This is a genomic window from Burkholderia guangdongensis (assembly GCF_013403875.1).
GTDB classification, from domain to species: Bacteria; Pseudomonadota; Gammaproteobacteria; order Burkholderiales; family Burkholderiaceae; genus Burkholderia; species Burkholderia guangdongensis.
This window is the reverse complement of the sequence record NZ_JACBNX010000015.1, coordinates 81,492-108,437: the sequence shown is the minus strand read 5'-3', so window position 1 is coordinate 108,437 and position 26,946 is coordinate 81,492. Positions and strand designations below refer to the sequence as shown.

The following is a 26,946-nucleotide window of genomic DNA, read 5'->3' as shown; positions in this document are numbered from 1 at the left end:
CGTCTTTTTGAGGGCCGTTCCGACAACAAGGAGTAAAAAATATGCGCCAATCTTCGATGATCCCGGGCCTGGTCGCCGTGCTTGCGCTTGCCGCGTGCGCGCCGACGCAGCCGCCGTCCCAGGCGGACGCCGCCGCCGCCTCCGCACCGGTCGTCGCGCCGCCGCCGCCGCCCGAACCCACTGCCGGAACCGCCGCGCCGATCTTCAGCCAGCTGGTGTATTTCCATGTGCCGACGAGATTCGTGTCCGTCTATGAGAAGCGGCAAGGTGCGGGCTATGTGCATGAGTGGCTGCCGCCGGGCGAGACGACGGCGAACTGGACGCAGATGGTCTCCGCGACCGGCTTCGAGAGCCTCGCGGCCAAACATCGGGACGCGACGCCCAAGGCGCTTGCGACCAACATCGCCGCAGGCTTTCAGCGTGCGTGCCCGACGTCGTTCGTCGCGAAGAGCTTTTACGAAGGCCAGTTGTTCTCGCACGACGCGTTCGTGATGGTCGTCGGCTGCGGCTCCGCGGCGGCGAGCGGCGGACACAGCGAGACGACCGCGATCACCGTGATCAAGGGGGCGAAGGATTTCTACACGTTGCAGTGGGCCGAGCGCGGGAATCCGACGCAGGCGCCGCAGATCGACGACGCGCTGTGGGCGAGCCGGATCAAGACGCTGATGCCGTTCAAGCTTTGTCCGATCAAGAAAAAGGAGAAGGCGCCGTATCCGAGCTGCGTCGCGTAGCGGCGGGCGGCACACGCATCGCCGGTTCCGCGCGGCGGCGGAACCGGCGCGACTCTGGTACATTCGGCCTTTCCCGCCAGTCCCCAGGAGTTCATCCATGCGTTTGCTGCACACGATGCTGCGAGTCGGCGATCTCGACCGCTCGATCCAGTTCTATACCGAATTGCTCGGGATGAAGCTGCTGCGCCGCGACGACTTTCCGGAAGGCCGGTTCACGCTCGCGTTCGTCGGCTACGACGACGAGAGCCGCAGCGCGGTGATTGAGCTGACCCACAACTGGGACACGGCGTCCTACGATCTCGGCGCGGGCTTCGGCCATCTCGCGGTCGAGGTCGACGACGCGTATCAGGCGTGCGAGCGGATCAAGGCGCAAGGCGGCAAGGTCACGCGCGAAGCGGGGCCGATGAAGCACGGCACGACCGTGATCGCGTTCGTCGAGGATCCGGACGGCTACAAGATCGAATTCATCCAGAAGAAGGCGCACTGACCGCGCGCGTTCGTCAGAGCGTCGGCATCAGCTCGGGCGGATGGTGCTTCAGCGTGTGCCGCGCCTCGCGGAATTCCGGGAAGATCGACTCGACGGTCTGCCAGAAGCGCGGGCTGTGGTTCATCTCGCGCAGATGCGCGAGTTCGTGCGCGACGACGTAATCGATGATCGACATCGGGAAGTGGATCAGCCGCCAGTTCAGCCGGATCTTGCCGTCGCTCGAACAGCTTCCCCAGCGCGTCGCGGCCGACGATAGCGCATACGCGGAATACGCGACGCCGAGCTTGTCCGCGTAGACCGCGAGGCGCTCGCCGAAGATCCGCTTCGCTTCGCCCTGCAGCCAGCCCTGCACGCGGTCCTTGATCTGCTGCGCGTCCGCGTGCGCGGGCAGCGGCAGCGCGAGCTGCCGCGCGTCCGGGTCGAACGCGACCGCACCCGCATTGCCCGCGAGCGCGACCGCGACAGGCCGGCCCAGGTACGGAAGCTGCGTGCCGTCGCGCCACACGATTTGCGGCAGCGCGCGCTGCTCGGTGCGCAGTTTCCATTCCGCGAGCTTCGCGAAGATCCAGCGCTGCTTTTCCGCGATCGCCGCTTCGATGTCGGCGAGCGTGACCCAGCGCGGCGCGGTGATCGTGAGACCGCTGCCGTCGATCGAGAAGCCGATCGTGCGGCGCGCGGAGCGCTTCAGCCGGTATTCGAGCACGCGGCTGTCGAGCGCGATCGTGCGCACGCGCGTGCGGTCGGGCGCGGGTTCGGTGGGCGACGGCGCGGCGGCCGGCCCGTCGAAGAGCGGCAGATCGAGCTGCTGGTGGTCGAGCGCCACGACGGCGGGCCGCGGGCGCGAACGTTTCGTCATCAATTCGCTTCGTGTTGTCGTGCGCGACGGCGTGGGCCGGCGCAATGCTTCAGGCACACATCAGGCACACATCAGGCACGCGCGGCGTCGCGTCGCGCGGCGTCGTCCGACGACGACGGATACGCATCCGGATCGATGCGGCGCATTTCCGCTTCGATCCAGTCTTCGACCCGCGAGTTCAGTGCATCCGGCGTGAGCCCCGTCACGTCGATCGGCTTGCCGATCGACACGGTAACGGTGCCCGGATATTTCATGAACGAGTTGCGCGGCCATACGTGGCCGGCGTTGTGCGCGATCGGCACGACCGGCGCGCCGGCCGCGAGCGCGAAGCGCGCGCCGCCCGTCTTGTACTTGCCCTGGCGGCCGACCGGCGTGCGCGTGCCTTCCGGGAACATGATCACCCACGCGCCCTCGGCGAGCCGCTTCTTGCCCTGGCGGATCACCGAGTCGAACGCGCGCAGGCCTTCCTTGCGGTTGATGTGGACCATGTGCAGCATCCCGAGCGCCCAGCCGAAGAACGGCACGTACAGCAGCTCGCGCTTGAACACGTAGCAGAGCGGGCGCGGCATGATCGCGGGGAACGCGAGCGTCTCCCACGCGGACTGATGCTTCGACAGCAGCACGGCCGGGCCGTCGGGCAGGTTCTCGAGGCCCTCGATCCGGTAGCGGATCCCGTTCAGCCAGCGGACGACCCACAGCGTCGAGCGGCACCAGCCGGCCGCCATCCAGTAGCGCGCGTCGGGGCGCAGGAACGGGAACGCGATGAAGCACGCGGTCGCGTAAGGCGCCGTATAGACGATGAAGTAGATGAAAAGCAGCAGGGAGCGGACGAAGCGCATCGGCGTGACCGGATCGTGATGGAGGATGCGCGCGGCGGCCGCGTCACTCCTGTTCGTGTGAAAGAAAATCGTGCGCGAACGCGCGCAGGTCGTCGTGGACCTTCGTGCCCGGCGGCAGCCCGCCGGCGGCGAGCGTCTTCTTGCCCTTGCCGGTCAGCACCAGATGCGGCTGGAAGCGCAACGCGACGCCCGCCTGCAGGTCGCGCAGCGAATCGCCGACGACCGGCGTGTGCTCGGGCTCGATCTCGAAGCGCTCGGCGATCATCTGCATCATGCCGGGCTTCGGCTTGCGGCAGTCGCAGTGATCGGCCTCGGTGTGCGGGCAGAAGAACACCGCGTCGATCCGCGCGCCGACCGCCGCGGCCGCGCGATGCATCTTCAGATGCATCTCGTTCAGCGTGGCCATGTCGAACAGGCCGCGGCCGATGCCGGACTGGTTCGTCGCGACGACGACGCGGTAGCCCGCGTGGTTGAGCCGCGCGATCGCCTCGAGGCTGCCGGGCAGCGGGATCCACTCGTCGGGCGTCTTGATGAACGCGTCCGAATCGACGTTGATCACGCCGTCCCGGTCGAGGACGACGAGCTTCTTGATGGCGCTGATCGGCATCTCGGGCGGTCCTTCTTAAGCGGCGAGCTTCGAGATGTCCGCGACGCAGTTCATCTGCTGATGCAGCGCGGACAGCAGCGCGAGCCGGTTCGCGCGCAGCGCCGGATCGTCCGCGTTGACCATCACGTCGTTGAAGAACGTGTCGACCGGCGCGCGCAGCGCGGCGAGCGCCGACAGCGCGCCCGTGTACGCGCGCGCCTCGAGCTGCGACTGCACGCGCGGCGTCACTTCGGCGAGCTGGTCGGCCAGTGCCTTCTCGGCCGCCTCGACGAGCAGCGCCGGCTGTACCGCGCCGTTCGCGCCGCTCTCCGATTTCTTCAGGATGTTCGAGATCCGCTTGTTCGCGGCCGCGAGCGCTTCGCTTTCATCGAGGCGCGTGAACTCGCGCACCGCGTCGAGGCGCGCGACGAGATCGTCGATGCGCGTCGGGTTCAGGCTCAGCACCGCGTCGACTTCGCCGGCCGTGTAGCCGCGCTCGCGCAGCAGGCCGCGCAGGCGGTCGATGAAGAATGCATAGATTGCGTCCGTCGCTTCGGCGACGCCCGGCACGGTCGCGAAGCGCGCGTGTGCGGTGCGCAGCAGCGACACGATGTCGAGCGGCAGCTGTTTTTCGAGCAGCAGGCGCAGCACGCCGAGCGCATGGCGGCGCAGCGCGAACGGATCCTTCTCGCCGGTCGGCGCGAGGCCGATTCCCCAGATGCCGACGATCGTCTCGAGCTTGTCCGCGAGCGCGACCGCGGTCGACACCGGCGCGCCCGGCAGCGCGTCGCCGGAGAAGCGCGGCTGGTAGTGCTCGGTGCACGCGATCGCGACGTCGTCCGGCTCGCCGTCGTGGCGCGCGTAGTACGTGCCCATCGTGCCCTGCAGCTCCGGGAACTCGCCGACCATGTCGGTCAGCAGGTCCGCCTTCGCGAGGCGCGCGGCGCGCTTCGCGAGCGCCGCGTCGGCGCCGATCGCGGGCGCGATCTCGCCGGCCAGCGTCTCGACGCGCTCGACGCGCGCGAGCTGCGAGCCGAGCTTGTTGTGATAGACGACGTTCGCGAGCAGCGGCACGCGGTCCGCCAGCGTCTTCTTCTTGTCCTGCTCGAAGAAGAACTTCGCGTCCGCGAGGCGCGGGCGCACGACGCGTTCGTTGCCTTCGACGATTTCGCCGGGCGTCTTCGTCGCGATGTTCGACACGATCAGGAAGCGCGAGCGCAGCTTGCCGGCCGCGTCGGTCAGCGCGAAATACTTCTGGTTCGTCTGCATCGTCAGGATCAGGCATTCCTGCGGCACCTGCAGGAACTCGTCCTCGAAGCGGCACGGATAGACGACCGGCCATTCGACGAGCGACGTCACCTCGTCGAGCAGCGACTCGGGCATCACGACTTCATCGCCGTCCGCGTGCGCGTTCAGCTGCGCGCGGATCGTGTCCTTGCGGCCCTCGAAATGCGCGATCACGTGGCCCTTGTCGCGCAGCGTGTCCGCGTACGTGCTTGCATGCGGAATCGCGACGAGGCCGTCGGACAGGAAGCGGTGGCCGAGCGTCGTGTCGCCGGCGTCGACGCCGAACGCGGTGACGGGCACCACACGGTCGTCGTGCAGCGCGGTCAGCCGGTGCACGGGGCGCACGAACTGCACGTCGGAGCCGTCCGGGCGCTGGTACGTCATCACCTTCGGGATCGGCAGCTTCGCGAGCGTCTCGTCGAGCGCGGCCTGCAGGCCGTCCGCGAGCGCGGCGCCGGCCGCCGAGTAGTTGACGAAGAACGCTTCGGCCTTGCCGTCCTGCGCGCGTTCGAGATCGGCGATCGACAGGTTCGGGAAGCCGAGCGCGGCGAGCTTCTTCGCGAGCGGCGCGGTCGGCTTGCCTTCGGCGTCGAGCGCGACCGACACCGGCAGCACTTTTTCGCGGACCTGCTTCTCGGGCGCGACCGCGCGCACGTTCTGCACGACGACCGCGAGACGGCGCGGCGTCGCATAGCGTTCGAACGTCAGCTCGCCTTCGATCAGGTCGCGCGCGGCGAGGCGTTGCGCGAGGCCTTCGGCGAACGCGTCGCCGAGGCGCGCGAGCGCCTTCGGCGGCAGCTCTTCGGTCAGCAGCTCGACGAGCAGGGGGGCGGGATGGTTGTGCGTCATGATGTGGGAGAAATCTCGTCAGTCCTGATCGATCTTGCGTTCGACCTTGAGCGGCGGCGCCCAGGCCGGCTGCGCGGCGTCTTGCTCGTCGGTGGTGAGGCCCGGCACGCCCGGCGGATTGCCGAGCATCGGGAAGCCGAGCTTCTCGCGCGAGTCGTAATAACCCTGCGCGACGAGGCGCGACAGCGCGCGGATGCGGCCGATATACGCCGCGCGCTCGGTCACCGAGATCGCGCCGCGCGCGTCGAGCAGGTTGAACGTGTGGCCGGCCTTCAGCACGAGCTCATACGCGGGCAGCGCGAGCTGCGCGTCGATCATCCGCTTCGCTTCCGCTTCGTAACTGTTGAAGAACGTGAACAGCAGGTCGACGTTCGCGTGCTCGAAGTTGTACGTCGACTGCTCGACCTCGTTCTGGTGGTACACGTCGCCGTACGTGAGGCGGCGCAGCTCGGGGCCGTTCGGGCCCATCTCTTCCCACTCGGTCCACACGAGGTCGTACACGTTCTCGACTTTCTGCAGATACATCGCGAGGCGCTCGAGGCCGTACGTGATCTCGCCGAGCACCGGCTTGCAGTCGAGGCCGCCGACCTGCTGGAAGTACGTGAACTGCGTGACTTCCATCCCGTTCAGCCAGACTTCCCAGCCGAGGCCCCACGCGCCGAGCGTCGGGTTCTCCCAGTCGTCCTCGACGAAGCGCACGTCGTTCTGCTGCAGGTCGAAGCCGAGCGCCTCGAGCGAGCCGAGGTACAGGTCGAGGATGTTCTCGGGCGCCGGCTTCAGCACGACCTGATACTGGTAGTAGTGCTGCAGGCGGTTCGGGTTCTCGCCGTAGCGGCCGTCCTTCGGGCGGCGCGACGGCTGGACGTACGCGGCGCGCCACGGCTCGGGGCCGACCGCGCGCAGGAACGTGTGGACGTGCGACGTGCCGGCGCCGACTTCCATGTCGATCGGCTGGAGCAGCGCGCAACCCTGCTTGTCCCAGTAGGACTGCAGTGTCAGGATGATTTGCTGAAACGTAAGCATGTAGAGCCTTCGTGGCGCTGGCGCTTCGTTGCGGGCGGTGCTTCGGGCCGGACGGCTCGCAAGGCTGCCCGCGCGGCTGCGCGGTTTTATTGGTGTGCGAAAACGCGTAATTTTACCGGATCGGCGGGCGGGTGCGGCTGGAATGGAGGAAGGCGGGATGGTGAGACTGGCGGGCGAGGTTTTGCGCGGCGTCGATCATTGATCGAGTTGGGCCGTTTTCGATTTGCGCCGATGAATGTGCAGGAGGGTGATCATCAGCAGTCCCATGAACAATCCCGAACCTGCCGACAGCACGATGATGAATACCCAGCTTCGCTCCGGCGCGCCGGCGGGAGCCGACAGCGGCAGACCAATGGCCGGGATCACCGTGAAGAGAGAAAAGGTAACCAGGAACACGTTCAGCGGTTTCGTGCGCCGCTGCTGAAAGTAGGCTTCCATCGCGCCGGCGACAAAGCTGACCAGAGACTCGAGCATGTCTTTTCTCGCAATTCGCATCGCCTCGCGCAACGGCGAGGCGATGCGAACCGTTACCAGTCCTTGTGGTTGGAATACTGACCAAGACCAAAGTTGGCGCTCATCATGCCGGGGCGCCATGCGAGGTTCGCGGCGAGTCCGCCGCCAGATGCTGCCATCAGGGCACCGCCCGTCGCGCCGATCGCGGCGCCCGTGCCTGCAGCCCAGGCTGCTCCTTGCCACGTCATGGGTTGGTTGAAGAAATAATGACTGCCGGCGTACATTGCCAGCCCGCCGATCCCACCCGAAAGTGCACCGACCGGTCCCAATCCTCCAGAAACCTCACGAATTTCGTTTTCCGACAGCACTTGCATCGTCATTCACCGATCCTCGAAAAAAGTTGGCTGCGCATCGCGTCCGATACGCAGCCCGGAACAGGCGCCGTTTTCTTTCGAAAATATTACATTGGGTGGCAATGCTTGTTCATGACTAGATCAAATCGAGATAGGTCTGCCATTGCGAGCTTTTATCGCGACGATGTGCGTTGCTCGCAGTTCGTTCGTGTAGGCAGGCATGCGTAAGCGGGCGCGATCGGGCGTGGCGCCCGAGATCACCCCCGCCGCCGCAACCCCGGCCCGAACGTGAAGCCGAACGCGAGCAGCACGAGCGCCGCCGCGAGCACCGCGTTGTTGCCGCTCGTCACGTACGGCGTGAGGCCGGTCGTGCCTTCGATCCGCACGTCGAGCGAGCCGATCGTGAACGGCTTGAGCCGGCCGATCACGCGGCCGCGCGCGTCGATCGCGGCGGTCATCCCGGTGTTCGTCGCGCGCAGCATCGGCCGGCCGGTCTCGAGCGCACGCATCCGCGCGATCTGCAGATGCTGGTCGAGCGCGATCGTGTCGCCGAACCATGCGAGGTTCGTCGTGTTCACGAGCACGCCCGGCGTCAGCGGGTTGTCGCGGATCGACGCGGCAATCTCCTCGCCGAACAAGTCCTCGTAGCAGATGTCGGCCATCACCGGCTGGTTGCGCACGAGGAACGGCTTCTGCACGAGCGCGCCGCGCGCGAAGTCGCCGAGCGGCATCTTCATCAGGTTCACGAACCAGCGGAACCCCCACGGGATGAACTCGCCGAACGGGACGAGGTGGTGCTTGTCGTAGTGGTAGATGTCGGTCGAGCCCGGCGTGACGCCGTAGAGGCTGTTCGTGTAGTCGGTATATTGACCGTCCTGCGTGACGGTCGCGCCGATCGCGCCGAACAGCAGCGCCGTTCCGGTGCGGTCGCTGAACGCGCGCACCGCGCGCGCGAACGGCTCCGGCAATTCCTGGATCATCACCGCGATCGCGGTTTCGGGCGTGACGATCAGGTCCGCCGGCTTCGACGTGATCATCTGCTGATACATCGCGATCGCCGCGTCGATGCCGGCCTGCTCGAACTTGACGTCCTGCTTCACGTTGCCCTGCAGCAGCCGCACCGTGAGCGGCGCGTTCGCGGGCACGGTCCACGCGACCTGCGACAGCCCGAGCCCCGCCGCGACGAGCGCGATCGCGACACCGGCCGGCGCCGCGATCCGCGTACGTGTGTTACCGGCCGCCGCCGCGCCGCGCGGTCCGTTCGGCGACGATCCATTCGACACGCCGTTGGATGCCCCACCGTTCGCGCGTCGCGCGGCCGCGAGCGCCTGGACGGCGAGTGCGGCAACCAGCGCGAGCACCCAGCCGATCCCGTACACGCCGACGACCGGCGCGAAGCCGGCGAGCGGCCCGTCGACCTGCGGATAGCCGCTCGCGAGCCACGGAAAGCCGGTGAACACGGTGCCGCGCAGCCATTCGCCGAGCGCCCACGCGCTCGCGAACGCGAACGCGCCGTGCCAGGTCGGCGTGAACGGGCGCGGATCGGGTTCGCGGCGATGCCACGCATGCCCCGCGCAGAACGACCACAGCCCGGCCGAGAACGCCGGGTACAGCGACAGGTACAGCGCGAACAGCACGAGCGCGGCGCCGGCGAGCGGCGCGGCCATCTCGCCGTACACGTGCATGCTGATGAAGAGCCACCAGATGCCGGTGATGAAGTTGCCGAAGCCGAACGCGCCGCCGGTCGCCGCCGCGCTGCGCCAGCTCGCGGTGCGCGTGAGCTGCGCGAAGAACCAGGCGAACACGAGCAGTTGCAGCCAGCCGCCGTGCGGCGTCGGCGCGAAGCTCAGCGTGTTGGCGGCGCCGGCCAGCAGCGCCGCCGGATAGTGCCAGCGCGGCAGCGCGCGGCCGACGGCGGGCACGCTAAGGCCGCCCGGCGGGCGGCGGGACGAGATCGGATCGGCCATGCGGGTTGAAAAGCAAAAAAGGGCGGTTGCTGTCGGAAAGGCGATCAGTCCTCGTGCGCGGCCTCGGCGCGGCGGCTCGCGAGCGGGTCGCGGCGCACGAGCAGCACGTGGACCTGGCGCGCGTCGCCGCGCTGGATCTCGAACACGAGATTGCCGAGCCGCAGCTTCTCGCCGCGGTGCGGGACGCGCCCGAAGTGATGGGTGATGAGGCCGCCGATCGTGTCGACCTCGTCGTCGGGGAAATCGGTGCCGAACGCGTCGTTGAACTGCTCGATCTCGGTCAGCGCGCGCACGCGGAAGCGCCCGTCCGGCGCCGAGATGATGTTGCCGGCTTCCTCGTCGAAGTCGTATTCGTCCTCGATGTCGCCGACGATCTGCTCGAGCACGTCCTCGATCGTGATCAGGCCCGCGACGCCGCCGTATTCGTCGACGACGATCGCGAGATGGTTGCGGTTCACGCGGAAGTCGTGCAGCAGCACGTTCAGCCGCTTCGATTCCGGAATGAACACGGCGGGGCGCAGCATCCCGCGCACGTCGAATTCATCTTCCGCGTAAAAGCGCAGCAGATCCTTCGCGAGCAGCACGCCGATCACGTTGTCGCGGTTCTCCTCGTAGACCGGATAGCGCGAGTGCGCCTTCTCGAGCACGAACGGGATGAAATCCTCGGGCTTGTCGACGATGTTGATCGCGTCCATCTGCGCGCGGGGGACCATGATGTCGCGCGCGCACAGATCGGAGACCTGGAACACGCCCTCGATCATCGACAGCGAATCGGCGTCGATCAGGTTGCGTTCGTGCGCGTCCTGCAGGATTTCGAGCAGCTCGGCGCGGGATTCGGGCTCGGGCGAGATGAAGTCGGTCAGGCGCTCGAGCAGCGAGCGCTTCTCATGCGGTTTGTCGCTGGATTTTCGACTGGGATAGGAATCGTTCATGGTGGGGCGCCCGGCTCACATCGGGGCGCGCGGTCATCGAATCGGCAAGGATACACCAACGGTATGGCGCGGCCGTGTCGCCGCGGACCGGGCCGGCCGGTGCGGCGAGCCCACGCGCTCCGCTCGCTCGGACCGCGCGCTTCGTGCGTTTCGTGCATTTCGTGCAACACGCGCGCCGTCCGTGGCATCCATCGTAGCGCAGAACGACGCCGCGGGGCAGGCCGCGTCGAGGCTTACGAATGGCTGTCGCATTCCGGGGGGCGCACATTGGATTCTTGTCGGGGGCGCGTTGATCGGACGATTGACGCCGCCGCAGCAGCAGCCGCAGCCGCCGCCGTATCCATGCGATCACCGGCACCGCGCGAGCAGCGCTTCGAGCGTGCGGTCCGGAATGCCGCTCGCGCGCAGCGCGTCGACGGTGCGGCGCACGTAGTCGAGCGTCGTCCCGTAGCGGCCCTCCGCGCAGTCGAACACGGTCTTCATCACATGGTCGGGCAGCTTGCCCGCGTAGGTCGGCGCGTCGCGGCGCATCACGAACGCGAGCGCGCTCACGCGTTCGCCGTTCGCGAGCGAGCACGGCAGCCACGCGGGCCGGTACGAGCCGCCCGTCATCTCGCGCTTCCACAGCGTCTCGAGATGCGGCATCGCGGTCGGCCCGTCGACCCGGAACGCGATGCCGGGGCACGAGCCGCCGCGGTCGAGCGCGAGCACGAGGCCCGGGCGCTCGGGCGTGCCGCGGTTCACGCGCGACCACAGATAGAGGCCGCGGTGATAGCCGTGCACCTTGCCGCGCACCGCGTCGACGGTCGGCATCCCGGGGTTCCAGATCAGCGAGCCATAGCCGAACAGCCACAGATCCCGCCGGCCGTCCCAGCCGCTCAGCGCCTGCGTGAGCGAAGCGGCCATCTCGTCGTCCGTCAGCAGCGGCTCGTGGTCGAGCAGCGGCGGATACCCGGAAGCAAGCAAGGCGGCGGGACGCATGGCGGCAGGCGCGTTTTATTTACATGTACGGGTTCGGGAAGCCCAGTTTCGCGAGGATGTCGACTTCGAGCGCCTCCATTTCGGCGGCGTCCTCTTCGCTCGTCTCGTGGTCGTAGCCCTGCGCGTGCAGCGCGCCGTGCACGAGCAGATGCGCATAGTGCGCGGTGAGCGCCTTCTTCTGGTCGCCGGCTTCCTGCTCGACGACCGGGCAGCACAGCACGAGATCGCCGACGACCTTGTCGGCCGGCGAGTCGTCGTACGCGAACGTCAGCACGTTCGTCGGGTAGTCCTTGTGGCGATAGCTGTCGTTGAGCGTGCGGCCTTCCGCTTCGCCGACGAAGCGCACGGTCAGCTCGGCGTCGGCGAACAGCGCGGGCGCGAGCCATTCGGCGATCAGCTTGCGCTTGGGCAGCGCCTTGCGCTGCGCATCGGTGATCTCGTCGCCGTACTGCACGACGAGATCGAGCTCGGGCTCGCGCGCGCCGTGCTCGTGCCCGAGTGCATGTCCGACATCGGGCGGCGCGATTTCGGCGCCGACGTGCAGCGTCAGGCTGTCGTAATGCTCGGGGCGCAGCGCGAGCGTCGCGCGCATCGCCGGGTCCGCGTGCTGCGCGACGATCGCGACCGCGGCGTCGCCGGCGCTGCCCGACAGGTCGAACATCAGCGCGCGGCCGTCGCTGAAGTCGATCCGAAGCGCCTGCGCATCGACGGTCTTGACCTTGCCCTTCGCGTCGAACAGCGACAGGCGGGGAATCGGGGGCACCGTCTGGGCGGCGCGGGCGGACTTGCGGGAGCGGGAAGATTTCATGACGCGAGCAGCAAATGGGACGCGCTGAGGATACACCAAACGGCCCGTCGTTCCCCGATTTGCCGGGCGATAAACCGACCGGTTTTCGGACGGTGGGGCCACCCGCCAAAAAAGCGGCCCGGCCTGCCGAAGGCAGCCGGGCCGCGGGTGTCGTCGCCGGCGCGACGCGCGTCACTCGTCCTTGCGCTGCGCGTGGAACTCGTCGTATGCCTCGACGATCCGCGCGACGAGCGGATGCCGGACCACGTCCGCGCTCGTGAAGCGCGTGAGCGCGATCCCGCGCACGCCGCCGAGCACCTGCTGCGCCTCGACGAGCCCGCTCTTGTGCCCGCGCGGCAGGTCGACCTGGCTCGTGTCGCCGGTCACGACCGCCTTCGAGCCGAAGCCGATCCGCGTGAGGAACATCTTCATCTGCTCGGGCGTCGTGTTCTGCGCCTCGTCGAGGATGATGAACGCGTGGTTCAGCGTGCGTCCGCGCATGTACGCGAGCGGCGCGATCTCGATCATCTGCCGCTCGAACATCTTCGCGGTCTTGTCGAAGCCGAGCAGATCATAGAGCGCGTCGTACAGCGGCCGCAGATACGGATCGACCTTCTGCGCGAGATCGCCGGGCAGGAAGCCGAGCCGCTCGCCCGCCTCGACGGCCGGCCGCGTGAGCACGATCCGCTTCACCTGATCGCGCTCGAGTGCGTCGACCGCGCACGCGACCGCGAGATAGGTCTTGCCGGTGCCGGCCGGGCCGATCCCGAACGTGACGTCGTGCGACAGGATCTGCTTCAGATACTCGCGCTGCGCGGGCGTGCGGCCACGCAGGTCCGCGCGGCGCGTGTACAGCTTCGGCCCGGCTTCGTCGAGCGCCTCGTCGTCGAGGCTCACGACCGGCTCGTCGAACGGATGGTCCGGATCGCCGCGAAAGCGCACGTCGAGCGTGTCCTGGCTGCCGTTGCCGCCGCGATGGCGCACCTCGACGAGCGCGAGCTGGATGTCGTCGACCGACAGCGGATCGCCGGAGCGGTTGTAGAAGTTCTCGAGCGCGGTGAGCGCGAGTTTCGCGCCGCGGCCGCGGATCGCGATCCGGTGGCCGCGTCGCGACAGCGTTACGTCGAGCGCCTGTTCGATCTGCCGCAGATTCTCGTCGAGCGGGCCGCAGAGGTTCGCGAGGCGCGCGTTGTCGTCGTGCGGCGCGGTGAATTCCAGTGCTTGTACAGGTTTCAAGGTGGCGTCGGGCTCCTCGTTGAGCGGTCGTCAGTGCGTTGCGTTGCTCGCGTCGTCGTGCGCGAGCACGAGTTCGCCGCGCAGCGAATGCGGATACGCGTGGTTGATCTTCACGTCGATCATCTGGCCGATCAGGCGCGGATGCGCGGCGAGCGGCGCCGGGAAGTTCACGACGCGGTTGTTCTCGGTGCGGCCCGCGAGCTCGTTCGGATCCTTGCGCGACGGCCCTTCGACGAGAATCCGTTCGACCTTGCCGACCATCGACGCGCTGATTTTCGCGACGTTCTCCTCGATCGTCGCCTGCAGATGTTGCAGGCGTTTGAGCTTGACCTCGCGCGGCGTGTCGTCGTGCAGGTTCGCGGCCGGCGTGCCGGGGCGCGGGCTGTAGATGAACGAGAAGCTCGTGTCGTAGCGCATGTCGGCGACGAGCGCCATCGTCTTGTCGAAGTCGGCCTCGGTCTCGCCCGGGAAGCCGACGATGATGTCGGTCGACAGCGACAGGTCCGGCCGGATCGCGCGCAGCTTGCGGATCACCGATTTGTATTCGAGCACCGTGTAGCCGCGCTTCATCGCCATCAGGATGCGGTCGGAGCCGTGCTGCACCGGCAGATGCAAATGGCTCACGAGCTTCGGCACCTTCGCGTACACGTCGATCAGCCGCTGCGTGAATTCCTTCGGATGCGACGTCGTGTAGCGGATCCGCTCGATGCCCGGGATGTCGGCGACGTATTCGATCAGCGTCGCGAAATCGGCGATCTCTTGCGCACCCTGAGCGAGCGCGCCACCGAATTTTCCACGATAGGCGTTGACGTTCTGCCCGAGCAGCGTGACTTCGCGCACGCCCTGGTCGGCGAGGCCGGCGATTTCGGCGAGCACGTCGTCGAGCGGGCGCGACACCTCGTCGCCGCGCGTGTACGGCACCACGCAGTAGCTGCAGTACTTGCTGCAGCCTTCCATGATCGACACGAACGCGCTCGGGCCTTCGACGCGCGCGGGCGGCAGATGATCGAACTTCTCGATTTCGGGGAACGAGATGTCGACCTGCGCGCGGCCGCTTGCGCGGCGCTGGTCGATCATCTGCGGCAGGCGGTGCAGCGTCTGCGGGCCGAACACGAGGTCGACGTACGGCGCGCGCGACACGATCGACGCGCCTTCCTGGCTCGCGACGCAGCCGCCGACGCCGATCAGCAGATCCGGCTTCGCCTCCTTCAGCTCGCGCACGCGGCCGAGGTCGGAGAACACCTTCTCCTGCGCCTTTTCGCGCACCGAGCAGGTGTTGAACAGGATGATGTCCGCGTCCTCGGGGGAGTCAGTCTTCTCGAGACCTTCGGCCGCATGGAGCACGTCGACCATCTTGTCGGAGTCGTACTCGTTCATCTGGCAGCCGAAGGTTTTTACGTAAACTTTCTTGGTCATGGGGTTCGCCGTTCGCAGTGGTTGACCTGGGGGCGTCGTCAATGGTGGATCGGGACGGCCGCAAGACCGTCGGGAAAGCTTTCTATTATAGCTTTTCGGTTCGGCTCGACGGCCGGGACGGGCGCGTGTTGCGGCCCTTATTCGCCGGCCGGGTCTTGTGCGGTGCCCGGCCGGTTGTTGTATTCTTCCTCGGCCGGTTTTACCGGCATCAGTGCGTCTTCAGGGCGGGGCGAAATTCCCCACCGGCGGTAGGCCGGCGTCAGCCGGCAAGCCCGCGAGCGCCCGCGCATCGTGCGTGGGGTCAGCAGATCTGGTTCAATGCCAGAGCCGACGGTCACAGTCCGGATGAGAGAAGATGTGCAGATGGTCATGTCCGTCAGGGCCGTTTCGCGCGTGCGCGAAGCGGCTGCCGTGCTGTCTGTTTGCAAAAAGCCCTGAAACGTTTTTCGCCCAATCGATTCGCGAGGAGCGTTTCACATGTCCTACCCGTCTGTTCAATCCTTTCCGTTGCCTTCCCCGTCGGCGCCCGCCGACGCATTCGCCGATCTCCCGCTGCTCGACACCGAGCCGGTGCCGCCGCGCATCGCGGCCGCGCTCGACGCGCTGCGCGCCGGGCGCGCGGTCGTGTTGCAGGACGATCACGACCGCGAGAACGAGGCCGACCTGATCGTCGCCGCCGAGCGGCTCACACCCGAAACGATGGCGCTCCTGATCCGCGAATGCAGCGGGATCGTGTGCCTGTGCCTGACCGACGACAAGGTGCGCGCGCTCGCGCTGCCGCCGATGGTCGGGCAGAACGAGAGCCGCAACGGCACCGCGTTCACGGTGTCGATCGAGGCGCGCGACGGCGTGTCGACCGGCGTGTCGGCGGCCGACCGCGTGACGACGATCCGCGCGGCGATCGCGAACGGCGCGACGCCGCACGACATCGTTCGTCCCGGCCACGTGTTCCCGCTGCGCGCGCAGCCGGGCGGCGTGCTCGCGCGGCGCGGCCACACCGAGGGCACGGTCGACCTGACGATCCTCGCGGGGTTGAAGCCCGCCGGCGTGTTGTGCGAGCTGATGAACCCGGACGGCTCGATGACGCGCGGCGCGGACGTCGAGCGCTTCGCCGCGCGCCATGGGCTGCCGATGCTGACGATCGCGGAGCTCGTTGCGTTCCGCGAGGCGCTCGCGGCCGTGCGCGAGCGCTGCGCGGAGCCGGCCTGATCTCGAAGCGGGCGCGGGCCGCGCGAAAAAAGGGAGGGGGACGTATTACGACTGCACGTCGCCGAACTCGCCGCGCCGGCCCGCGTCGACGAGCGCGGGCAGCTCGTCCATCGAGCGCATGATCCGCGTAATGCCCATCGCGCGCAGCGCGTCCGCGTAGTTGTCCGGGATGTGGCTCGCGCCGACGAACGCGATCGTCTTCATGCCGGCCGCGCGCGCGGCGTTCAGGCCCGACACGCTGTCCTCGACGACGAGGCAGCGCTCGGGCTCGACGCCGAGCGTGCACGCCGCGTGCAGATAGACGTCCGGATAGGGTTTCGGCCGCGCGACCTGCTCGGAGCTGAACACGCGCTCGCCGAAAATCTCGGCGAGCCCCGCGCGCTTCAGCGAATTGCGCACGCGCTTGAGCCGGCTGTTCGACACGACGGCCGCCGGCAGGCCGACCTTCAGCAGCGCATCGCGCACACCGGTGATCGGCAGCAGCGACTGCGCGAGCCCGACCTCGATGTTGCGCTCGATCGTCTCGATGAAGTTCTCGGGCATCTTGATCCCGAAACGGGTCTCGATCCCGGCGAGGAAGCGCGACGTCTGCTGGCCGAACGCGGTTTTGGCGACGTCTCGGAAGTCGAGGTGAGCAAACGTGGCGGAAAGCGTTTCGAGCAGTACGCGGTCGGCGACGACTTCGCTGTCGACGAGCACGCCGTCGCAGTCGCAGATGAGGTGATCGAGCATGGTGAGGGATGAATCGTGCGTCGGCGACGCGGTCATGCGCCATGATACGTGTTTTCGCGCGACCGCTATTGCGCGGCGTCGTCGGCCCACGCCTTCGCCGCGCGCACCGCGCGCTGCCAGCCGGCGCGGCACGCGTCGACCTGCGCGGCCGGCATCGACGGCGCGAAGCGCCGGTCGAGCCGCCACTGGCTGTGCAGCTCGTCGACGCCTTGCCAGTAACCGACCGCGAGGCCCGCGAGATACGCGGCGCCGAGCGCGGTCGTCTCGGTGATCCGCGGACGCACCGCATCGACGCCGAGCAGGTCGGCCTGGAACTGCATCAGCAGATCGTTCGCGCTCGCGCCGCCGTCGACGCGCAGCTCGCCGATGCGGATGCCGGAATCGGCCTCCATCGCGGCGAGCACGTCGAGCGACTGGTAGGCGATCGCGTCGAGCGCCGCGCGCGCGAGATGCGCGGACGTCGTGCCGCGCGTGAGCCCGAACAGCGAGCCGCGCGCGCGCGCGTTCCAGTGCGGCGCGCCGAGGCCCGCGAACGCGGGAACGAGATACACGCCGTCGCTGTGCGGCACGCGCGCGGCGAGCGCTTCGACGTCCGCCGCGTGCCGGATGATTCCGAGCCCGTCGCGCAGCCACTGCACGACCGCGCCCGCGATGAAGATGCTGCCCTCGAGCGCGTACCGCACGTCGTCGCCGATCTGCCACGCGATCGTCGTGACGAGATGGTTCTTCGATTCGATCGGCGTCGCGCCGGTGTTCATCATCAGGAAGCAGCCGGTGCCGTATGTGTTCTTCACCATCCCGGACGTCGTGCACATCTGGCCGAACAGTGCCGCATGCTGATCGCCCGCGATCCCCGCGAGCGGAATCTTCGATGCGAACACGGTCGTCTTCGTCGGCCCGTAGATGTCGGACGACGCCTTCACGTCCGGCAGCATCGCGCGCGGGATGTCGAACAGCGCGAGCAGGTCGTCGTCCCACTGCCGCGTGTGGATGTTGAACAGCATCGTGCGCGACGCGTTCGTCACGTCGGTCACGTGCAGCGCGTGTTGCGTGAAGTTCCACACGAGCCAGCTGTCGACGGTGCCGAACGCGAGCTTGCCCTGGCGTGCGTCGTCGCGCGCGCCGGGGACGTTGTCGAGGATCCAGCGGATCTTCGTCGCGGAGAAGTACGCGTCGATCGGCAGGCCCGTCTTCGCGCGGACCGCCGCTTCGTGGCCCTGCGCCTTCAGCGTGTCGCAGAAGTCGGCGGTGCGGCGGTCCTGCCAGACGATCGCGTTGTAGACCGGCTGGCCGGTGTCGCGATTCCAGACGATCGTCGTCTCGCGCTGATTCGTGATGCCGATCGCGGCGATCGACGCGCCGGTGAGGCCGGTGCGCGTGACCGCCTCGGCCGCGACGCCCGCCTGCGTCGACCAGATTTCGTGCGGATCGTGCTCGACCCAGCCCGGCCGCGGATAGATCTGCGCGAACTCCTTCTGCGCGGACGATACGACGTTGCCGTGGCGGTCGAACAGCATCGCGCGCGAGCTCGTCGTCCCCTGGTCGAGTGCGAGGATGTACTGGTCCTGCATGGTGGTGTCTCCGTGTTTCGCGTAGCGTGCCTTGGAATGCGCGATTCGGGAAGGGTGTTGCGCCGAGCGGGCATTCGGCATGCGGGATCCGGGCCGCGCGTCAGCCGTGCGTCGCTGGCGTGGATGTGGGCGTGAGTGTGGGCGCGGGAGCGGGAGCGGGCACGCCTGCGGGCGTGCCCGCGAACCACGCGTCGACGGCCGCCGTCACCGCGTCGAGCGTACCCGGCTCGACGTGCAGCCCGAGCTTCGAGCGGCGCCACAGCACGTCGTCCGCGCGCGTCGCCCATTCGGCGTCGCGCAGGTAGCGCAGCTCCGCCTCGTACAGCCCGGGCGCGATTTCCGCGCCGAGGCCGGCGAGCGACGCCGCGCCGCCGATCACGCGCGCCGCGCGCGTGCCGTACGCGTGCGCGTAGCGGCGCGCGAGCGCGGCCGGCAGCCACGGATGCCGCTCGCTGAACCCGGCGGCGAACGCGTCGAACGCCGCGTTCGCGATATCGCCGCCCGGCAGCGGCACGCCTGCCGTCCACGCGCGCGCGTCGCGGCCGAGCGCGCCGCACAGCAGGTCGGCCGCTTCCTCCGCGAGCTTGCGGAACGTCGTGATCTTGCCGCCGAACACCGAGAGCAGCGGCGCGCCGTCGCCGTCGTCGAGCTCGAGCTTGTAGTCGCGCGTGACGGCCGACGGATTGTCCGCATGCTCGTCCTCGAGCAGCGGGCGCACGCCCGAGTACGTCCAGCGCACGTCGGCCGGCGCGATCTTGCGCGTGAAGTAGCGGTTGATCGAGTCGCACAGATAGCGCGTCTCGTCGCGGTCGATCGACACTTTCGCCGGATCGGCCGTGTATTCGACGTCGGTCGTGCCGATCAGCGTGAAGTCGCGCTCGTACGGGATCGCAAAGACGATCCGCTTGTCCGGGTTCTGGAAGATATAGGCGTGATCGTGCTCGAACAGCCGCGGCACGACGATGTGGCTGCCCTTCACGAGCCGCACGCTGTGCCGCGCGTCGCGGCCGAGCGCGCCGTGCAGCACGTCGCCGACCCACGGGCCGGCCGCGTTCGCGATCGCGCGGGCGCGCACGACGCGCGTCGTGCCGTCGGCGAGCGCGAGCCGCGCGTGCCACTCGCGGCCGACGCGCTCGGCCGACACGAGCTTCGTGCGTGTCAGGATCTCGGCGCCGCGCTCGTTCGCGTCGATCGCGTTCAGCACGACGAGGCGCGCATCGTCGACCCAGCCGTCCGAATAAACGAAGCCGCGCCGGATCGACGCGACGAGGGGCGCGCCGGCCGGATGGCGGCGCATGTCGATGCCGCGCGAGCCGGGCAGCAACTCGCGCTTCGCGAGGTGATCGTAGAGGACGAGGCCGAGGCGGATCAGCCACGCGGGACGCAGGTTCGGCACGTGCGGCATCACGAAGCGCAGCGGCCGGATGATCTGCGGCGCCGCGCGCATCAAGGTCTCGCGCTCCATCAGCGCCTTGCGGACGAGCCCGAACTCGTTGTACTCGAGATAGCGCAGCCCGCCATGGATCAGCTTCGTGCTCGCCGACGACGTGTGCGACGCGAGATCGTCCTGCTCGCAGAGCACGACCGACAGGCCGCGGCCGGCCGCGTCGCGCGCGATCCCCGCGCCGTTGATGCCGCCGCCGATGACGAGCAGGTCGAGGAGAGTGCGTTCGGTCACCTGCGATCTCGTTGATGATGTTCGAATTCGAAATTTAACGAACAAATTCGAAGATGTAAAGTTCGAAAGACGCGCACGATGGCACGGCGCGCGTTCCCGGACGATACTTGCCGTATCGTCGTGTCGACGCAGGGGGATGTCATGCGTATCTGGATCATCGCGGGCGCGCTAACCGCGCTCGCGGGCTGCGCGGCCGATTTGCCGCTCGGCGGAGGCTGGCGGGCGCCGTCGTTCGACGCGCTGCAGACGTCGTGCGGCGGCGCGGCACGCGACTGGGGCGTGGATGCGCGGCCGGCCTATTCGGCGCTCTACGACGCGTACGTCGCGAAACGTCACGGCGGCGTGCCGGATGCGCGCTACTGCGCGTTCGTAAACGAACTTTCGGCGCACTACGCGGCGCCGGGCTCGCCCGGCCGCGCCGCGTGGGTGAGCTACTTCAACGACGCGCGTGCGCAGGCGCTGAGCTGGCGCGCGGCCGTCGATCCGACGCTGCGCGGCGGCTAAGGTAGAAACGGACGGCAAGAACGCACGGCAGCAGCGGACGGCAAGCGCGGACGGCATGCACGAACGACCGCATCCCGGGCGCCCGGTTCGGGCGCCCTGCGTCGATATGCGTGGCGAACCGGCTGCGTCCCGTGGCGGGTACGTGGCCGGCAATGATGCGCGCGGCGGCTGTCCGGCGGCCGCCGCGGTCAGGAAAATCGGTATTTGATCGAGCGCAGCGTCGCGTCGCCGGTCTCGGTGACGCAGTATCGGCGGCCCGATCCAAGGCCTTCGAGGCGGACGAGCTGCTGTTCGAGCAGTGCGTCGAGTTCCTCGCGCTCCATGTCGTGGTGGTCGGGGGCGTCTTTCACTAGCAGTAGCGTGGCGAATTCATGCGGACTCAGCATTGCGTTCTCTCCATGACAACCGGATTGCCCTCGCATCCGGTTCGATGTCCGGTGCGAGATACCCAGCAAGGTGGCGTGGGGGGAAAAGCTGTTTGCGCCTGCTCGGTGGGGACCGCTTTCGGACGCGCGAATGACGCGGGCACCGGGCCAGGGAACTGGAGTCTAGTCGAGCGGACGGGCAACGCCAAATCGTGCCCTGTTAATTTTCAGATTGACAGTCGCGCCCGCCGGAAGCGGTTTGCGCTGACGGCCAACTTCTTGATTTCACTTGAAGTTTTGGGTGCGGCGCAGCATCGCCGGTCAGTCGGCGACGAAGACTTGCGTGCCGGCCGCCGCGACCGCGTCGGCCATCTCGGGCGGCAGCGGCTTGTCGGTGAAGAGCGCGTGGATCTGCGACAGATGCCCCTGGCGCACGAGCGCCGGGCGGCCGACCTTCGAGTGGTCGGCGACCAGATACGCGGTGCGCGCATGCGCGATGATCGCCTCGGCCACGCGCACCTCCCGCGTGTCGAAGTCGCGCAGCGTGCCGTCCGGCTCGATCGCGGACGTGCCGACGATCGCGTAGTCGACCTTGAACTGCCGGATGAACTCGATCGCGAGCTCGCCGACGATGCCCTTGTCCCACGGCCGCACGATGCCGCCGGTGATCAGCACCTCGCAGTCCGGATAGCCGCTCATCATCGACGCGACGTTCAGGTTGTTCGTGATCACGCGCAGCCCGTGATGGCGGTTCAACGCACGCGCGACTTCCTCGGTCGTCGTGCCGAGGTTGATGAACAGCGACGCCTGATCCGGGATGTGCGACGCGGCGAGCGCCGCGATGCGCCGCTTCTCGTCGTGGAACATCCGCTGGCGCGCGCTGTACGACACGTTCTCGGCGCTCGTCGGCAGGCTTGCGCCGCCGTGATAGCGGCGCAGCAGGTTCAGGTCGGCAAGCCAGTTCACGTCGCGGCGGATCGTCTGCGGCGTGACCGCGAAATGCGCGGCGAGATCGTCGACGGTCACGAAGCCGTCGCGCTGCACCCAGTCGAGTAGCGCCTGCTGGCGCGCGTTCAGGGTGAGGCGGGGATCTCGGGGCATGGCGGCGACACGGGCGGGAAGGCGAAGCGGCTATTGTAAGGGCGTTCGGCCGATGCGCCGGGCGCGCGGGCCGCGATCGCGCTTCATGGGGATTGATACGGTTTGTGCATCAATTCATTAAATAAATGAATTTGCGCGATCCGGCCGATCACGCTGGAATGTCGGCTCGCGCGATTCCGCGCTGGCTTCCGACGAGGTGTATCCGATGACTGGCTTCAACTGGCAGAACCCGTATCCGACGACGCGCATTCCGGTGTTCGCGCGCAACGTGGTGTCGACGTCGCATCCGCTCGCCGCGCAGGCGGGCCTGCGGATGCTGTGGAAAGGCGGCAACGCGGTCGACGCGGCGCTCGCGGCCGCGGCCGCGATCACGGTCGTCGAGCCGGTGTCGTGCGGGCTCGGCGGCGATGCGTTCGCGCTCGTGTGGGACGGCGAGCGGCTCTCCGGGCTCAATGCATCGGGCGTCGCGCCGGCCGCGTGGAACGTCGACTACTTCAAGCGCCGCCACGGCGAGGCCGCGCCTGGCATCGCGCGGCAGCCGACGCGCGGCTGGGACACGGTGACGGTGCCGGGCGTGGTCGCGGGCTGGGAGGCGCTGCACGCGAAGTTCGGCTCGCTGCCGTTCGCGGATTTGCTCGAACCGGCGATCGAGATCGCGGAGCGCGGCTATGCGGTGCCGCCGATCGTCGCGCACAAGTGGGCGGCCGCGGTGCCCGCGCTGAAATCGCTGCCGGGCTTCGCGGACACGTTCATGCCGAACGGCCGCGCGCCGGAAGTCGGCGAGCGCGTGCGCCTGCCCGGCCACGCGACGACGCTGCGCGCGCTCGCGCGCGACGGCGCGCGTGCGTTCTACGAAGGCGAGATCGCCGAGCGGATCGCGGCGTTCGCGCGCGAAGGCGGCGGCGCGCTGACCGGCGCGGATCTGCGCGCTTACCGGCCCGAATGGGTCGAGCCGATCGGCAAGCGCTTTCGCGATTACACGGTCCACGAGATTCCGCCAAACGGGCAGGGGATCGCCGCGCTGATCGCGCTCGGCATCGTCGAGCATGTCGGCATCGGCGACGCGGGCATCGATTCGCCAGACACGCAGCACGTGCTGATCGAGGCGATGAAGCTCGCGTTCGCGGACGTCTATCGTTACGTCGCCGATCCGCGCGCGATGGACGTGACGCCCGCGCAGATGCTCGACGACGCGTATCTCGCGTCGCGCGCGAAGCTGATCGACCGCACGCGCGCGACGCACTTCGGCTTCGGAATGCCGCGCGCGGGCGGCACGATCTATCTGTCGGCGGCCGACGAGCGCGGGATGATGGTCAGCTTCATCCAGTCGAACTACATGGGCTTCGGCTCGGGGCTCGTCGTGCCGGGCGCGGGGATCGCGCTGCAGAATCGCGGCTGCGGCTTCTCGATGGACCCGGCGTCGCCGAACGTGGTCGATGGCGGCAAGCGTCCGTTCCATACGATCATCCCGGCGTTCCTGACCGAGCAGGTGAACGGCCGCACCGAGGCGGTGATGAGCTTCGGCGTGATGGGCGGCGACATGCAGCCGCAGGGGCATCTGCAGACGCTCGTGCGGATGGTCGGCTACGGCCAGCAGCCGCAGGCCGCGTGCGATGCGCCGCGCTGGAAGGTCAATCGCGACTTCACGCTCGACGTCGAGTCGAGCATGGACCACACGCTCGTCGATGCGCTCGTCGCGCGCGGCCACGCGATTCAGTCGATCGACGATCCGTACATGGATTTCGGTTCGGGGCAGTTCATCTGGCGGCTCGACCGCGACGATCGCGAGCGCGGCTACGTGGCCGCGAGCGACAGCCGGCGCGACGGTCTCGCGGCCGGTTTCTGACGGATCGCTTCCAGCCTGCTGTCGAAAGCGCGGCCCGTGGGGCCGCTTGTCGTTTCACGGGCATCATTCGAATTACGCATCTAATATTACTGAAGCGCTGAAGTGGAACTGCGTCTGTCGGGTATGGTCAGTGGTTGGGAGCAGGATCATACAAGTCCGGATACCATTCTGGAATGTCTCGAACACGGTTGGTATGTGCCGCTTCGACACGTGTCGCCCGCATTGCGCGGGCCGCTTGCCGAGGCGGCGTTTGGAGCGCGACACCATGCAGACTGAAACCACGCATGTCATGCCGTGGCGAATCGAGGACATCGATCTCACGCGGATCGATCGTCAACGCGCCGCGGCGAACGAGGATCTGCTGCTGCTGCTGTGCGCAGCGTCGTTCATCGAGAGCGGCTCGGATCTGTACACGAGCAACCTCAGCGAATTCTTCAACGACGATCCGGAAGTTTCCGCGTGGCTGAACAACGCGTGGGAGCACGAGGAACTGCAGCACGGCAGGGCACTGAAGGCCTACATCGCGTACGTGTGGCCGGAATTCGACTGGGACACCGCATTCGCGAACTTCTTCGACGAGTACTCGAAAACCTGCTCGATCGACGCGTTCGAGAAGACGCGCGCGCTCGAGATGGTCGCGCGCTGCGTCGTCGAGACCGGCACCGCCACGCTGTACCGGGCGATCAACGAATGCTCGGACGAGCCGGTGCTGAAGGAGATCACCGACAACATCCGCACCGACGAGGTGCGCCACTACAAGCACTTCTTCAAATATTTCAAGAAGTACAACGCGCTCGAGGGCAACGGCCGGCTCGCGGTGCTCGGCGCGCTGATGCGTCGCGTGATGGAAATCAAGAACGAGGACTCGGAGATCGCGTTGCGCCACGTGTTCGCGATCCGCTATCCGGAGCGCGTCGGCGACAGCGACTACAACCGTGCGCGCACGGCGCGCGTGAGTGCGCTCGTGCGGCGCAATCTGTCCGCCGACATGTGCGTGAAGATGCTGCTGAAGCCGCTCGATCTGCCCGCGAAGCTTCAGCCGAGCGTCCACTATCCGCTCGCGAAGATCACGCAGCATGTGTTCTTTCGTTGAAAAGCGCGCCGCGCGCCGTCGCCGCGGGGTGACGCGATGACCGCCGGCCCGACCGCCGGCCTGCCTCGCGCCGCGCTCGAGCAATGGACGTTCGACGCGTGGCCGCCTGAGGTGGTGTCGCTGTTCGACGGCACCGACGTCGCGCGCAAGGCGGACGTCGCGGCGGCGCTGATCGTCGCGACCGGGGAAGGGCAGTTGCGCACGACGCTGCTCAGCGTCGGCGAACTCTACGCGCGCGACGAACGCCTGCTGCTCTTCGCGCTATGGCCGAAGTCGCGCGCGAGCGTCACGCTCGCGCAGCGGCGCGCGGCCGCGCTGACGCTCGTCGTCGATGGCGCGTTTCTGCAGGCGCAACTGGACGTGACGCCGCTCGACGGCGATTTCGGCGGCCTCGCGGGTTTCAGCGCGACGATCGCGCATGGCGATGCGCAGCGCGTCGGCTATGCGCGCCTCGCGACCGGCATCACGTTCGCGCTGCAGGATGAGCGCGACGGGGTGCTCGCGCGCTGGCAACGCCAGATCGAGCACCTGCGCCGCGCCGCCGCACAGCTTTAGTGCCCGCGCTGGCCGCTGCGCGACGAGCGGTTGCGGTTCGGGTGCGCGGCGTTGCCGTTCGCTGCGCGCGGGCCGTTGCCGCTGGGCGCACTGCGCGGCTTCGCGGCCTTCGGCTTCTCGGTCTTCGGCTGCGCATGCGCTTCGCGCCCGGTTGGACTGATCCGGCCCGGCTGGGCCGACCCGGCCGCCGCGCGCGGCGCGCGATTTCCGCCGCTGTTCCCGCCACTTCCGCCGCCGCTCCCGCCGCCATTTCCACCCCGATTCCCGCCGCCGTTTCCACCACCGGCACGCTGCCCCTGCCGCTGCTGGCCGCGCATCTGGATCGGCTCGGGTTTCGCGGTCGGATCGGGCTCGAAGCCCGCGATCACTTCCTGCGGAATCTCGCGCTTGATCAGTCGCTCGATGTCGCGCAGCAACTGCTTCTCGTCGACGCAGACGAGCGACACCGCTTCGCCCGTCGCCCCCGCGCGGCCGGTGCGGCCGATCCGGTGCACGTAGTCCTCGGGCACGTTCGGCAGATCGAAGTTGACGACGTGCGGCAGTTGATCGATGTCGATCCCGCGCGCGGCGATGTCGGTCGCGACGAGCACCTGCAGCGTGCTGCTCTTGAATTCCGCGAGCGCGCGCGTGCGCGCCGACTGGCTCTTGTTGCCGTGGATCGCCATCGCGCTGATGCCGTCCTTCGTCAACTGCTCGGCGAGCCGGTTCGCGCCGTGCTTCGTGCGCGTGAACACGAGCACCTGGAACCAGTTGTGCTCGCGGATCAGATGCGTGAGCAACTCGCGCTTGCGGTCGCGGTCGACCGGATGGATCTTCTGCGCGACCGACTCGGCGGTCGTGTTGCGGCGCGCGACTTCGATCAGCGCCGGCGAATCGAGCAGGTTGTCCGCAAGCGCCTTGATCTCGTCGGAGAACGTCGCGGAGAACAGCAGGTTCTGCCGGCGCGGCGGCAGCTTCGCGAGCACGCGCTTGATGTCGTGGATGAAGCCCATGTCGAGCATGCGGTCGGCTTCGTCGAGCACGAGAATGTCGAGCTCGGACACGTCGATCGTCTTCTGCTGCATGTGGTCGAGCAGCCGCCCGGGCGTGGCGACGACGATGTCGACGCCGCGCTTGAGCGCATCGATCTGCGGATTGATGCTGACGCCGCCGAACATCACGGTCGAGCGCAGCTTCAGATACTTGCTGTACGCGCGCACGCTCTCCTCGACCTGCGCGGCGAGCTCGCGCGTCGGCGTGAGGATCAGTGCGCGCACCGCGCGCTTCGCCTGGCGATGCTCGGCGTAGAACGTATGAAGACGCTGCAGGATCGGCAGCGTGAAGCCGGCGGTCTTGCCGGTGCCGGTTTGCGCGCCGGCGAGCAGGTCGCCGCCGCCGAGCACGGCGGGAATCGCCTGCGACTGGATCGGCGTCGGCGAGGTGTAGCCCAGCTCGTTGACTGCTTTCACGAGCGGTTCGGCGAGGCCGAGAGATTCGAATGACATAGACAACCTTTTATCAGCGGCGATG

General features: G+C 68.1%; 26 protein-coding genes and 1 riboswitch. Of the genes, 7 read left to right on the top strand and 19 right to left on the bottom strand.

Features of this window, described 5'->3' with window-relative positions; translation table 11 throughout:
- Positions 1-41: 41 nt before the first annotated feature.
- On the top strand, positions 42-731 hold the full coding sequence (locus tag HZI36_RS15620) for a hypothetical protein (RefSeq protein WP_179403551.1): 690 nt from the start codon (positions 42-44) through the stop codon (positions 729-731).
- A 97-nt stretch (positions 732-828) separates the two neighbouring features.
- Positions 829-1,218, top strand: coding sequence for a lactoylglutathione lyase (gloA, locus tag HZI36_RS15615; protein WP_179403550.1), 390 nt, complete (start codon positions 829-831; stop codon positions 1,216-1,218).
- 13 nt (positions 1,219-1,231) lie between these two features.
- On the opposite strand, the gene HZI36_RS15610 is transcribed toward gloA, so the two are convergent.
- The 13 genes from HZI36_RS15610 to miaB all read right to left on the bottom strand — a co-directional run bounded on the left by HZI36_RS15610 (position 1,232) and on the right by miaB (position 14,783).
- Complete coding sequence (locus HZI36_RS15610) at positions 1,232-2,074, bottom strand: M48 family metallopeptidase (protein ID WP_179403549.1); 843 nt, start codon at positions 2,072-2,074, stop codon at positions 1,232-1,234.
- Positions 2,075-2,145: 71 nt separating this feature from the next.
- Positions 2,146-2,913 carry a lysophospholipid acyltransferase family protein gene (locus tag HZI36_RS15605; protein ID WP_179403548.1) on the bottom strand — a complete coding sequence of 256 codons (768 nt, stop codon included), beginning with the start codon at positions 2,911-2,913 and terminating at the stop codon, positions 2,146-2,148.
- A gap of 43 nt (positions 2,914-2,956) precedes the next feature.
- Positions 2,957-3,520 carry a D-glycero-beta-D-manno-heptose 1,7-bisphosphate 7-phosphatase gene (gmhB, locus tag HZI36_RS15600; protein WP_179403547.1) on the bottom strand — a complete coding sequence of 188 codons (564 nt, stop codon included), beginning with the start codon at positions 3,518-3,520 and terminating at the stop codon, positions 2,957-2,959.
- 15 nt (positions 3,521-3,535) lie between these two features.
- Positions 3,536-5,635, bottom strand: a complete 2,100-nt coding sequence (glyS, locus tag HZI36_RS15595; protein WP_179403546.1) for a glycine--tRNA ligase subunit beta — start codon at positions 5,633-5,635, stop codon at positions 3,536-3,538.
- An 18-nt stretch (positions 5,636-5,653) separates the two neighbouring features.
- On the bottom strand, positions 5,654-6,658 hold the full coding sequence (gene glyQ, locus HZI36_RS15590; protein ID WP_179403545.1) for a glycine--tRNA ligase subunit alpha: 1,005 nt from the start codon (positions 6,656-6,658) through the stop codon (positions 5,654-5,656).
- Positions 6,659-6,853: 195 nt separating this feature from the next.
- Entirely contained in the window at positions 6,854-7,132 is a 279-nt protein-coding gene (locus HZI36_RS15585) for a hypothetical protein (protein WP_179403544.1), read from the bottom strand.
- A gap of 53 nt (positions 7,133-7,185) precedes the next feature.
- On the bottom strand, positions 7,186-7,491 hold the full coding sequence (locus tag HZI36_RS15580) for a hypothetical protein (RefSeq protein ID WP_179403543.1): 306 nt from the start codon (positions 7,489-7,491) through the stop codon (positions 7,186-7,188).
- Between the two features lie 230 nt (positions 7,492-7,721).
- The gene (gene lnt, locus HZI36_RS15575) at positions 7,722-9,431 is read right to left on the bottom strand and encodes an apolipoprotein N-acyltransferase (protein ID WP_179403542.1); all 1,710 of its coding nucleotides are present in this window, start codon (positions 9,429-9,431) and stop codon (positions 7,722-7,724) included.
- A 44-nt stretch (positions 9,432-9,475) separates the two neighbouring features.
- Positions 9,476-10,363, bottom strand: a complete 888-nt coding sequence (locus HZI36_RS15570; RefSeq protein WP_179403541.1) for a CorC family transporter — start codon at positions 10,361-10,363, stop codon at positions 9,476-9,478.
- Positions 10,364-10,711: 348 nt separating this feature from the next.
- Positions 10,712-11,344 (bottom strand): gamma-glutamylcyclotransferase, encoded by a 633-nt coding sequence (locus tag HZI36_RS15565; protein WP_179403540.1) that lies wholly within the window; start codon positions 11,342-11,344, stop codon positions 10,712-10,714.
- Positions 11,345-11,363: 19 nt separating this feature from the next.
- Complete coding sequence (ybeY, locus tag HZI36_RS15560) at positions 11,364-12,152, bottom strand: rRNA maturation RNase YbeY (protein WP_179403539.1); 789 nt, start codon at positions 12,150-12,152, stop codon at positions 11,364-11,366.
- Positions 12,153-12,323: 171 nt separating this feature from the next.
- Entirely contained in the window at positions 12,324-13,367 is a 1,044-nt protein-coding gene (locus HZI36_RS15555; protein WP_179403538.1) for a PhoH family protein, read from the bottom strand.
- A 30-nt stretch (positions 13,368-13,397) separates the two neighbouring features.
- Positions 13,398-14,783 carry a tRNA (N6-isopentenyl adenosine(37)-C2)-methylthiotransferase MiaB gene (miaB, locus tag HZI36_RS15550; protein ID WP_179403537.1) on the bottom strand — a complete coding sequence of 462 codons (1,386 nt, stop codon included), beginning with the start codon at positions 14,781-14,783 and terminating at the stop codon, positions 13,398-13,400.
- 211 nt (positions 14,784-14,994) lie between these two features.
- A riboswitch (FMN riboswitch) is annotated at positions 14,995-15,144 on the top strand.
- Between the two features lie 116 nt (positions 15,145-15,260).
- On the opposite strand from miaB, the gene ribB reads away from it, so the two are divergent.
- A complete protein-coding gene (gene ribB / locus HZI36_RS15545; RefSeq protein WP_179403536.1) occupies positions 15,261-15,992 on the top strand; it encodes a 3,4-dihydroxy-2-butanone-4-phosphate synthase in 732 nt (243 codons plus the stop codon).
- A 45-nt stretch (positions 15,993-16,037) separates the two neighbouring features.
- On the opposite strand, the gene HZI36_RS15540 is transcribed toward ribB, so the two are convergent.
- From HZI36_RS15540 to glpD, 3 genes are all read right to left on the bottom strand, one after another.
- The gene (locus HZI36_RS15540; RefSeq protein ID WP_179403535.1) at positions 16,038-16,724 is read right to left on the bottom strand and encodes an HAD family hydrolase; all 687 of its coding nucleotides are present in this window, start codon (positions 16,722-16,724) and stop codon (positions 16,038-16,040) included.
- Between the two features lie 65 nt (positions 16,725-16,789).
- On the bottom strand, positions 16,790-18,295 hold the full coding sequence (gene glpK / locus HZI36_RS15535) for a glycerol kinase GlpK (RefSeq protein WP_179403534.1): 1,506 nt from the start codon (positions 18,293-18,295) through the stop codon (positions 16,790-16,792).
- Positions 18,296-18,395: 100 nt separating this feature from the next.
- Complete coding sequence (glpD, locus tag HZI36_RS15530) at positions 18,396-19,973, bottom strand: glycerol-3-phosphate dehydrogenase (RefSeq protein ID WP_179403533.1); 1,578 nt, start codon at positions 19,971-19,973, stop codon at positions 18,396-18,398.
- 141 nt (positions 19,974-20,114) lie between these two features.
- Here glpD and HZI36_RS15525 point away from each other — a divergent pair, with 141 nt between their 5' ends.
- Positions 20,115-20,477, top strand: a complete 363-nt coding sequence (locus tag HZI36_RS15525) for a hypothetical protein (protein ID WP_179403532.1) — start codon at positions 20,115-20,117, stop codon at positions 20,475-20,477.
- 188 nt (positions 20,478-20,665) lie between these two features.
- Here the strand turns inward: HZI36_RS15525 and HZI36_RS15520 are convergent, their stop codons facing one another.
- Entirely contained in the window at positions 20,666-20,863 is a 198-nt protein-coding gene (locus HZI36_RS15520) for a hypothetical protein (RefSeq protein WP_179403531.1), read from the bottom strand.
- 300 nt (positions 20,864-21,163) lie between these two features.
- Positions 21,164-21,943, bottom strand: coding sequence for a DeoR/GlpR family DNA-binding transcription regulator (locus HZI36_RS15515; RefSeq protein WP_179403530.1), 780 nt, complete (start codon positions 21,941-21,943; stop codon positions 21,164-21,166).
- A gap of 205 nt (positions 21,944-22,148) precedes the next feature.
- Here HZI36_RS15515 and HZI36_RS15510 point away from each other — a divergent pair, with 205 nt between their 5' ends.
- The 3 genes from HZI36_RS15510 to HZI36_RS15500 all read left to right on the top strand — a co-directional run bounded on the left by HZI36_RS15510 (position 22,149) and on the right by HZI36_RS15500 (position 25,437).
- Entirely contained in the window at positions 22,149-23,789 is a 1,641-nt protein-coding gene (locus tag HZI36_RS15510) for a gamma-glutamyltransferase family protein (RefSeq protein ID WP_179403529.1), read from the top strand.
- A gap of 265 nt (positions 23,790-24,054) precedes the next feature.
- Positions 24,055-24,882 carry a ferritin-like domain-containing protein gene (locus tag HZI36_RS15505; protein WP_179403528.1) on the top strand — a complete coding sequence of 276 codons (828 nt, stop codon included), beginning with the start codon at positions 24,055-24,057 and terminating at the stop codon, positions 24,880-24,882.
- 36 nt (positions 24,883-24,918) lie between these two features.
- Complete coding sequence (locus tag HZI36_RS15500) at positions 24,919-25,437, top strand: hypothetical protein (RefSeq protein ID WP_179403527.1); 519 nt, start codon at positions 24,919-24,921, stop codon at positions 25,435-25,437.
- Here the strand turns inward: HZI36_RS15500 and HZI36_RS15495 are convergent.
- Positions 25,434-26,921: a DEAD/DEAH box helicase gene (locus tag HZI36_RS15495; protein WP_179403526.1), complete on the bottom strand. Its 1,488-nt coding sequence runs from the start codon at positions 26,919-26,921 to the stop codon at positions 25,434-25,436. The genes HZI36_RS15500 and HZI36_RS15495 overlap by 4 nt on opposite strands.
- Positions 26,922-26,946: the final 25 nt, after the last annotated feature.